Consider the following 9,939-nt stretch of genomic DNA (forward strand, 5'->3'; position numbering starts at 1 on the left):
GTTTTGTCTGAACTCGCAGATAAAGAAAAGGTTTGAGGATTACGCGAATTACGCTACGGGACACGTTAGTTCATTTGAAGCCAGTAGCAGTCTAAGACTTTATTTTTCAAGTCTTAGCTCGCTGCTGATTCTTTTTATGGATCAGTTTAAAACTTATTTTTCAAAAGCTACCGATTTTCCACCTTGAAAACCGCGTCAAATCAACAACTCATGTCTAATACTTTATTTTCATCAAACATCTATGATTAGAGAAGCCTGCAGCTTATGCAGGCTTCTTTTTTCATCTTTTGAATCCAGCGAAATTACTATATATAAATAGTATTTTTCAAAATACTACTTAAAAGTATTATTTCTTGATACTCCGGCAAGACTATATGAATTTATCATGTATATCTAGATTCTAGGCGGGAAATAAAGACTAATAACTAATGAATATTAGGAATAGGAGGATAGTATCTTTATGGGGAAAGTTGGTATCAGGGATCACAAATACTATGATCGATCAAAGTATCCATCATGGAAAGAAGAAGAGCATCAAGCACTAATTGATCGTGTGAATTCGGGAGTTCAGGCTGGAAATACAAAGAACGCTGTTTTCAAAGAATTGGCGGTGGAAAAAGGTTTAGCAGCACAAACAATACAGAATCATTATCATCGTGCCATAAAAAAGCTTGGAAAACTAAATAGAAAGCGCCAGTTGCCGGCACGTAAGTTGGCATGGACCGCTGAGAAGGATTCCATGATCCTTGAAGCAGCGAGTAATGGAAATAAGCTGAAAGCATTTCAGGAACTGGCCAGTCGAATTGGCCACAGTTCTGCAGCAGTTAGTCACCGTTACTATAACGTACTTCGGAACAAAACCAATATAACAAATGACATCAAAGTAGTAGTATCTGATCACCATACCGGAACAACTTGGTCACAGTCATTAGATAATATCAGGAATGAAATGGAGCAGCTTGAAAGAGAGAATCAAAAGCTCAGGAATCAGTTAACGAATAGTATCCAACAGTCGGAATATTGGAAAACCAGATTTGAGGAGCTTGAGAGAGATAGCAGCGATATTATCCGAATTCTGAACCGAGCAAGACAAATGGAAATGAACACCTCTCAGCAGCATTTATCATTTCGTATGGAGCGTAATGGTAATATCGAGCCGATTAGGATCGATACAGAGGATGTCTCGTAAATTACCATCGTTTTGCTGCTACCGTTGTTGGGAGTGCTATTACTGCAACAGATTGAACTGCTTTCGCCGGAAAAGCCGTAGAAGTTTCCGATTCTTGCTGGATTTCGGCAGCGCCCTTGTTATAACCGTAGGACCGCAGTTAGAGGTGCTATGGAAATATGAAATGAAATCTGGAGTGATAATTGATGTTTATAGACTTTTTGTCGGACGAATATATTTACCCTCTTGCCGCGAATGATGTGGTGAGGTGGAAGGGGGCGGGAGAAGGAATTGGATACAAAATATGCGAAGTCCCTGCGGGGCAAAATGCAACATTTCTTCTGCCATACGGAGCAAATAAGCTGGTAGGTCGACGCCTTACGGAAGTGACAGCCACAAATCGTTTCTGGGTGCAGGAATATTCGTTTGACTCAACCTTTCAGTTAAAGACTCATTTCAGATTAATTGAATCAAAGCACATCGTAGAATTATTTCGGAATGATCCCAAAAGACTTTTAACAGATGCTAAAGGATGGTTTGGTTTGTGGGGTATTGATGTTCCCATTGAACTTGACGAAAAAGAGGACCAACATAATGCTGCTTTCAACCCTAAAAGGAAAGTAGTGTTAATAAATCCTACAACGATGTATAAACATATGAGCCGTTCAGCCGTATTTTCTCGCATTCCAATGAGAATAGCGTTCTATTTTGTCCTGGCACATGAGGCTGGACATACCTTATGCGAAGAGCTGCATGCTCGTTATGATGAATTTTTTATCATGGCAACTACGCTTCAATCGTTAAAGAAACAGGGCAAATTTCATACAGAACTTTACAGTGATTATCATGAATTGCTTATGACGTTTGAACAGAATGCATGGAATCTAGGTAAAAAGTTTATCCCAGATGATCTTCTTGATGCTTATGTTCACGAATCCAAGATATTGATGAGCGAATTGGACCGTGAACGCGCATTCTACATGATTCAATCATTATTGTTGGAAAATCAACAGTAGCGCCATCAGATTACAGTCTGCTATTACAAATTTGAACGGAGGTTAACAATGAGCAAGCAAAACCAAATAAACAATCTTAATTTCAATGACCTTGTTACAATCAAATTAGGAACGAATGGGATTGACGGATTGGGAAGGTGGTCAAAAAGTCTAAAAAAACCACTTGGAATTTCAAGATTACCTTTCGAAGAAGGAGCAGTACTCTTTAGCATCAAGGAACTTGGAATCGGAGAGAACTGTCATATCTATTATAAAGATCACGACAATCAACGTGTAAAAGTAGAGCTGTATATTGATCAGAAGTTCAATACTCAATGGTACCTTAATTACCAGCGATCATATTTTAACACCGGTGGGGTTCTACTAGAAACAATACCTAGCTCATCAGCGGACATGCAACTTATTCGCGTAATGAGTTCAGTTTTGGCCGATGCGATTGTTTATTATGCAATGTATCATGAGAATCCGGGGCTTGTTATTAGCGAATCAGAAAAGACTGTCTTGCTGCTGATTCCAGATAAAGTCCCTAGCCCTCCAGGAGATATTAAAACTTACAAACAATCAGACAATGTAGGAGCTCTAGCGGTTAACCCAAACATTCCATTAGGTCCTCAGATTAACGCAGGCCTAACCGCTTATTATAAAAAATGGATTCACATGCCAATACCAGCTCTGAAAGGAAAAACACCATTGGAAGCTTCAAAAACACATGAAGGTCGCAAAGAGCTATTCGATCTGTTCGAATACATGGGTAATCAATCGTCCAGCTTTCCTTTCCCAGTAAGTGATGTTAAACAAGCTTTAGGGTTATAGTTGATCAGTGGAATCGTAAGACGATCAGTAGTCCAGCATTAAATGGCTATGAATATTTGAACACACTTGATTATTACTCCTGAGATTGGAGTCCGCGATTAGATCGCGGACTTTTTTAATTTCGGATAACTGATATAACCCGCAAAAAGCTACATAGCTGCCGTCGTAAGTTCGGCAGTTTTTTATTGCTCTTTTGCTGCTACTGTCCTCGCGAGCTCTCTTACTCGCTGGTTCTCACCATAGGATAAATCGTACTCAGGACAGAAGAGGCTTATTCCCGACAATTTCGGTAATGGTCTATCCACGATCCGTGTTGGTTGGTGTTTTCTGTTTCTTATTTGTTCCGCCGACAGAGTGGTTATTTCTTTTTCTAACCTTCCGTTTCTGTTCTGTACCCATTGTGAGTGTAAGGAAGTAGATAACGGGGAGTACTGCAAGTATAAAGTAGGGAGTAGACCATGCAATTAAAAGGTTATCACGCATGAACAAGATGACTGCAAAACCTATGGATGCATATAGGATGAACCTGAATTGTGGACTGCGCAATATCATTCGCCGTTTTCTTCGGTTTCCGATCATCGCAACTTCACTCCTCACAGGTATGGGTTCGTCCATCATTCAACAAGTTAGTTTTATTATAACAATTGTTCCTTGAATGTGGAGAGTAACCTTGGCCCACTGCACATTAAGAAGAATCGATTTTGATACTGAGCATTAAAGATGGCAGCCCATGGTGTTTCACTCGGCCTAACGCCATAGAAAATAGTATCATTCTGCTCATGATAGAATCGAATGGTTTAAGCAAGTTTATCAAACAGGCGCTGCGGGGATACTGCGAAGTAGAGTAAACCGGAAGGGGAGCCTAAGATGAACATTTTCGTGACGTCCGATCCGCATTTTTACGATTCCAACCTATGTCGTAGCAAGCACGGCTTTAACAAAATGCCGAGGCCGTTTGAGTGGTATGAGGCTTCCCAAATGAACGACGCTTTGATCGATCACTGGAACGTCATGGTCGAGCCCGGCGACTTGGTATATATTCTTGGCGACTTCTTAAAAGTCGGTCAGAATACATGGTTATACGGGAAGCCGCAGCATATGATTCAGCGCGAGGTGGCCAGGATCGTTAGCCAATTGAACGGAAGAAAGATATTAGTGATGGGTAATCACGATGCCGAACTCAGAATTAATTGGAATGATGTTGGATTTTCCCGTGTGTACCTGCCAGGATCCATTCTAACAATTGGGGATCTCACGTTTTCACATGAGCCTCAGCGGACTTCGGACGGCGAACATGTGGGCAACGTCCACGGGCACTGTCATTACAATCAGCTCGACAAGTACATGTGGCCACATACATTTAACGTGGCAGTCGAATTTCATAACTTAAAACCTGTACCGCTGGATGAGATCAATGCTTACTTTCAACACAGACGTGAAATCGTGATATAGCGTAACGACTAAAAGGTAATTCTTGCAACAAACGCTCCGTCCCCGTCCAAGATCCAACTTTCGTTATATGAAAAGAAGCCTGCAGTCAGTGGGCTTCTTTTTTTATAGTGGTATAGGCTTCTTCAATGGTTGCCGGCGTTGTTTTGATTTTCGGGTTACCACTAGGTATGAATTTCATTGTAATATATTAAATATTTGATAAACTAGTAAATGATAAATTTTCCAATCGCGGAGGTCGTGTTCTTGGAACAAATAATGCCCATAGATGATTTCTTAGCTCTATCTTCAGATGAGCAAATTGAAAAACTAAAGCAAATGAAGATGGAGTACAAGCTGAAGGCTATTCAAGACGCGTGGGGGATGAAGCACAGTGCCCAGTATTATTTGCTGTTGAAGAAACTAAGGATTTACGAACAGGCAGTTAATAAGTCAGACAAGTATGATCCTCGAAGTATGATTCAACTCCAAGCAGCTGCAGCTCAGAGATCCGCTTCAGTCGTAAACATCTCACGGTCGGTCGTGCCGACTGATGATTTTAACTACGAACTTAATGTAGTTCTAAATGGCTCAGAACTAGCGGAGAAACTGGAGCGGTTAGCGCAGTTTCTTAGAGGTGAGCACAAGACCATAAGCATTAGATTATCGATCTCACCAACCAGAGATAGCGGTAGCGAAAATCATTCTTAGCGGAGTAAGTGCTGTGAACTAAGATATTCCAAATAGCATGGCATATTTGAGAGGGGTAGAGGTAGCTACATGGCAAGCGACAACAAAAAAGTACATCTGTTTGACCTCAAATTCAAATCGAGTATCAAGCATAGATTCATATTTTGGCCGGTAATTGGTTTCTATATCGTAGCAATTCTTCTATTTGTAACGCGAATGAAACCAGATGCAGCAGAGCCAGTAGTTCTTAACCTGACTGCAGGGCTTTTGATTGCTGGCAGCATCATTATTCTCTTTATAAATGACTTGCATGAGAATATGAAAGGCATCGTTCTTAAATATGCCGTTGCTCCAACTTTATTCTATGGGTTTGCGGCTTGGTTCATAGTTAAGGCGAATGAGGTACATTCAATATTTCATGTATTAACAATAAAAAAGCTCAAGATAGATCCATCAATCTACATCTTTATTTGCAGCATGCTACTTTATATTTTCCTGCAAATAATCATCCTAAGATATAGGACATTTAAGGCATACAAAGGTAAGCACCAGCCGGATATTAAAGACGAGGATTTAATTATTTACCAATATTCACTTGATCGAATAAAAGCAGCCACTGGTTTTATAACACCTATATATGGTGTATTAGGCGCTATTGTTAAGCCATTCATTGGCGAGGGAGATACAGATATATTCCTCTTTTCAATTGCTCTGTTCTTGGGTGCATCTGCAACGCTTCGTGCGTATATTGACTATTGGCTAGTGGGTCTTAATGGTTCAAGAGACAAATACGCTATTGATCCTGACCACGAATTGATTAAAAATAAAGTGAAATACAAAACAGAGGATGAAAGTACAATCATTGATGAGCGAAAAGATAAAGTAGCAAATATTGAGGCACAAGAAGGCGATGGCCCAAACATTGAAGCGCTACATGTGGAGAGGCAAAATGATTCAACACAACAGTTGAATGAACAAGATGCAGCTCCAAAAATAGATAATTCAAACGCAAATCAAGCTGATGATCCAGACACCGGAAATCAAGAATAAACGCAATAATCCTAACTGTTGCAATAAGATTAGCTTTTGTACCAACTCTAAGGTTTTACCGCAGGGTTGGTTTTTTTTTGAAAACTTTCATTTACATGTTCATGATTGAAAAAAGTTAATCCGTTAATAATGAGGTAGTGGATAGATCAGATGTTCTTCTTTAGGAGGTAAGGAGGCATTCGAGGTTATTATGCTTGCGGATCTATTTAGTCTGAGTATGCTGTTGCTTTAAAGCTTTCTGGACCAACACGTGATGCAAATCTATTTGCAGTAACAAATAAACTGTAAATAAGTAAACCTGTTGGTGGTACTGGAACATTATAATCGGAACCTTCGGCAATAAGAGATACAATTTGAAAACTACTGAATACACTATCATCGAGTAATAGAGTAGTGGAGTACACAATAGGATCTTCAGTTAACACGGTTCCTCGAACCACGTGCATAAATAAACCTGATCTTGCATTAATGGTTGCCTGTCCACTTAAGTCAACTCGAATATTCGAACCTGGATTAACGATGTTAAGGCCAACCTGTCCAATCATGACTGGTATACCTGGAGAGAGCACCAGCGAAATGGAATTAGCAAAACTTGCGTTCTGAGACGTTTTAAAATCTAATAATTTAGTTATGGCAATTCACCTCCTTTAGTAGGATACGTATGAATCTTAGGACCTGCTTGTACAGTTCGTAAATAAATGTATAGAAATTCTTGTCGTTTTTGTATAGAAGTTCTGAATATCCGGAAAAATTTCCGACAACAAGGTGAGAAACGGAAATGTTTTCAATGAGTTGATTTTGCTTATCTTGTGACTTAAACTTCATAGTAGAGCGACCTCCTGATGGGATTTTTGAGGCTTTTGACCTCGTGCGCACCCCCATCGTAACGAGGCGCTCGTTTTTGTTCAAACGCCAAATTATTCGTTTTACAGGAATTCTTTCGGGACACAATAGCACAACTATGAACAGGCTGCCGGCACGAACGGCAGCCTGTTCAGCTAACGGGCAGGATAATTTAATATGATAATAGTCTTTTATGGTAAGATAATAGAACAAGATAACTTAAAGTCGTCGTTTTTAAAATGAATAGGTATGAAACTATTATAGGAGAGTCCTAAAATGAAAAAGAAAATGAACTATTTAGTCTTACTGTTAATGATCATCTTCATGGTTGGTTGTACCAATACAGTAAATTTAACTATTACAAATACAGAAGATGCTCAACAAGAAGTAACCACAGTTGATAAAGAACCTGAAGAAACTATTACCGAGGTAATTGAAGAGACAGAAGGAGAAGAAACTACCCAGACGGTTGTTGACGAACCGGTAGCCGAGGAAACACCAGCCCAATCAAATAACGAACTATTCTCAGGATACAAACGTATTGAAGTGGATGGTTGTGATTTGTCTGGGCATCGTGAACCTAATGTCGTTGTAGATGTTGGTTTCGGGGACCGTGAATACTGGGCATTTACAAACGAACACGGGCAACTAGTGCGTGTCATTGCTGACGAAATCATTCTACAAGATGACAGTAACGAGTCTGTCTCATCGTCTGGTAGATATTGCTCTGATGAGGCGAAAGTCCCTGGTGTCGAAAGCGATGTATTAGATGAGGGACATGTCATTGCCGATTCTCTCGGAGGGGTATCGAATGCTTATAATATCACCCCTCAAGATAGTACACTCAACCGACATGGTGATCAAGCATATATGGAAGATGCGATACGCAAAGCAGGCGGAGCTACTGATTTCGAAGCAATTATCACATACCCGAATACAGAAACTCAGATTCCTTCAAATTATCAGTATACATGTTTATCCCATCTCCATTTCGGGTTTGGGCGCCTAATTCGAGTATAGCACAAAGAGATGTAATTGAGTTTAGCAATTTAACGCACTAAAGCATGATTGTTAAATTGCATCCATTAATGATTATGTTTAAGTCGTAATGATAAAGAGTTACGAGAGGAACGGTTAGGAGCTGCCAGGTAAGAGAGGGGTTATATTTTAATTTGATGGGGCAACCATGATTTGCCGAAGTAGAGAATATTGTAAAGACCGTCACCGAGGTAAAACGGGGCACTAGAAAATTATGAAGGAACATCGAACGGCCCGCTTCCATTTAGGAGCGGGCCGCTGTAGTTTAGTCATTAATGATACTCCAATTCCCAGTATGACAATTCTAAGTAGGACTGCTTACCCTCATCAGTATATGGCAATTCGCAACAGGCGAGGCATTGCCCTCTCCTCGAGTATTTATCATGATACATCTCCCCGCAAGACGAACAATGGGAGTAGTTGTAATCATTTAGGCTGTCATACCCATCATCAATTTCATAAAGACTGTCATGCCTTTCTTCGAATTCAAAAAGGCTGTCGTATCTTTCATCGTACTTAGGATATCTTTCCATTTCATTCCTACTATCTTTCAAACCGCTCAAGAGTTCCTGTTCTTCTCGAGTCACTATTTCGGTGCTCAACCATCTTCTCAATAAATGATCAATTTCCAGTGTGCAGATTAAGATGATTGAGCTGCCGTGGTACGCTCAAGAATACATAGAGCGTAACAAACGTAGAAAGTCGCCTAACACATTATTAAACTATTGCCTGGATTACATCTCATTTTTTGACTGGCTGCTGTCTGAGGGCTTATGCAGCGGTGAGCGCGGGCAGATCCCACTTCAGGTTCTTGAAGATCTTCGCGCAACTGATGTTGAGCGTTTCGGAGACTTCCTCTCCATTGATCATGGTAATTCGCCCGATACGATTGCTCGTAAGTACGCTTCTCTCAAGTCACTGTTCCATTACTTATCCCAGGTAGCTGAAGATGAAAACAACTATCCTTATTTAAAGCGAAATGTAATGGTAAAGGTGTTGCCTGTCGAAAAAGAAAAACTGACCGTTGAGGAGAAAGCTAGCCGGATCGAGGATAAAATCTTGCGCGATGATGAAATCTTTGAGTTTCGTGTATTCGTTGCTGAAGGGTACCAGGAGACCTGTGCCGAAAACAAGCGCATCTATAACTCCCATATAAAGAACAAAGAACGTGACCTTGCGCTGGTTAGCTTGATATTGGGTTCTGGACTACGGATATCAGAAGCCCTCTCTCTTGATCTTAATGATGTTGATTCATTAAAGAATAAAGTCTCAGTAACGAGAAAAGGAAATAAGAAAGACACCGTAACCATTAGCGATATTGCGCTTGCAGATCTCCAGGCATATGTGAGCGTTCGAAAAGCCCGTTACCATGTGGGTGATAACCAGCCGGCTCTCTTTCTTTCGCTTCCTACCGGACCGCGTGGTGCTGTTGGCCGCTTAACCGTAAGATCTGCCCAGAAGATGCTCGATCGATACGTCGATTCATTCGGGAAGCCGGCATTAACAATTCATAAACTACGCCACACATTCGCGACAAGGTTTCATCAAGAGAACAATGACTTAGCGAAGCTTAAAGAGCAACTCGGGCATGAGGACATGAATACTACCATGATATATACTCATATTGGGCAAGAAGATCGTCGAGCTTCCGTCAATAAAGCAGACAGCTAGATTTTCGGCAGCCCGGGATCGCCAATCCTTCTTTGTACCGGTCCTTCAGCTCATGATTGGGACAGCTGCGAACTTCTTGAAACGTGAAAACGTGGATTAACGGTGAATTATCGTTTTAAAATCTAATAATTTAGTTATGGCAATTCACCTCCTTTAGTAGGATACGTATGAATCTTAGGACCTGCTTGTACAGTTCGTAAATAAATGTATAGAAATTCTTGT

General features: G+C 40.5%; 8 protein-coding genes and 1 pseudogene. 8 read left to right on the plus strand and 1 reads right to left on the minus strand.

Annotation, left to right across the window (positions count from 1 at the left end; translation table 11 throughout):
• Positions 1-460: 460 nt before the first annotated feature.
• From AC506A_RS27090 to AC506A_RS27115, 6 genes are all read left to right on the plus strand, one after another.
• Complete coding sequence (locus AC506A_RS27090) at positions 461-1,189, plus strand: hypothetical protein (RefSeq protein ID WP_495464125.1); 729 nt, start codon at positions 461-463, stop codon at positions 1,187-1,189.
• Between the two features lie 185 nt (positions 1,190-1,374).
• Positions 1,375-2,184, plus strand: coding sequence for a hypothetical protein (locus tag AC506A_RS27095; RefSeq protein ID WP_495464126.1), 810 nt, complete (start codon positions 1,375-1,377; stop codon positions 2,182-2,184).
• Between the two features lie 48 nt (positions 2,185-2,232).
• On the plus strand, positions 2,233-2,997 hold the full coding sequence (locus AC506A_RS27100) for a hypothetical protein (protein WP_495464127.1): 765 nt from the start codon (positions 2,233-2,235) through the stop codon (positions 2,995-2,997).
• An 867-nt stretch (positions 2,998-3,864) separates the two neighbouring features.
• Complete coding sequence (locus tag AC506A_RS27105) at positions 3,865-4,449, plus strand: metallophosphoesterase (protein WP_495464128.1); 585 nt, start codon at positions 3,865-3,867, stop codon at positions 4,447-4,449.
• Positions 4,450-4,692: 243 nt separating this feature from the next.
• A complete protein-coding gene (locus AC506A_RS27110) occupies positions 4,693-5,136 on the plus strand; it encodes a hypothetical protein (RefSeq protein WP_495464129.1) in 444 nt (147 codons plus the stop codon).
• Positions 5,137-5,205: 69 nt separating this feature from the next.
• The gene (locus AC506A_RS27115) at positions 5,206-6,165 is read left to right on the plus strand and encodes a hypothetical protein (protein WP_495464130.1); all 960 of its coding nucleotides are present in this window, start codon (positions 5,206-5,208) and stop codon (positions 6,163-6,165) included.
• Between the two features lie 206 nt (positions 6,166-6,371).
• Here AC506A_RS27115 and AC506A_RS27120 read toward each other — a convergent pair whose 3' ends face one another.
• Positions 6,372-6,710 carry a hypothetical protein gene (locus tag AC506A_RS27120; RefSeq protein ID WP_495464131.1) on the minus strand — a complete coding sequence of 113 codons (339 nt, stop codon included), beginning with the start codon at positions 6,708-6,710 and terminating at the stop codon, positions 6,372-6,374.
• A 574-nt stretch (positions 6,711-7,284) separates the two neighbouring features.
• On the opposite strand from AC506A_RS27120, the pseudogene AC506A_RS27125 reads away from it, so the two are divergent.
• Positions 7,285-7,980 (plus strand): annotated as a pseudogene (locus AC506A_RS27125) (DNA/RNA non-specific endonuclease); the annotation flags it as partial.
• Positions 7,981-8,691: 711 nt separating this feature from the next.
• On the plus strand, positions 8,692-9,717 hold the full coding sequence (gene xerS / locus AC506A_RS27130; RefSeq protein WP_495464132.1) for a tyrosine recombinase XerS: 1,026 nt from the start codon (positions 8,692-8,694) through the stop codon (positions 9,715-9,717).
• The last annotated feature ends 222 nt before the right edge of the window (positions 9,718-9,939 follow it).

The organism is Paenibacillus sp. N22P23, assembly GCF_059383735.1.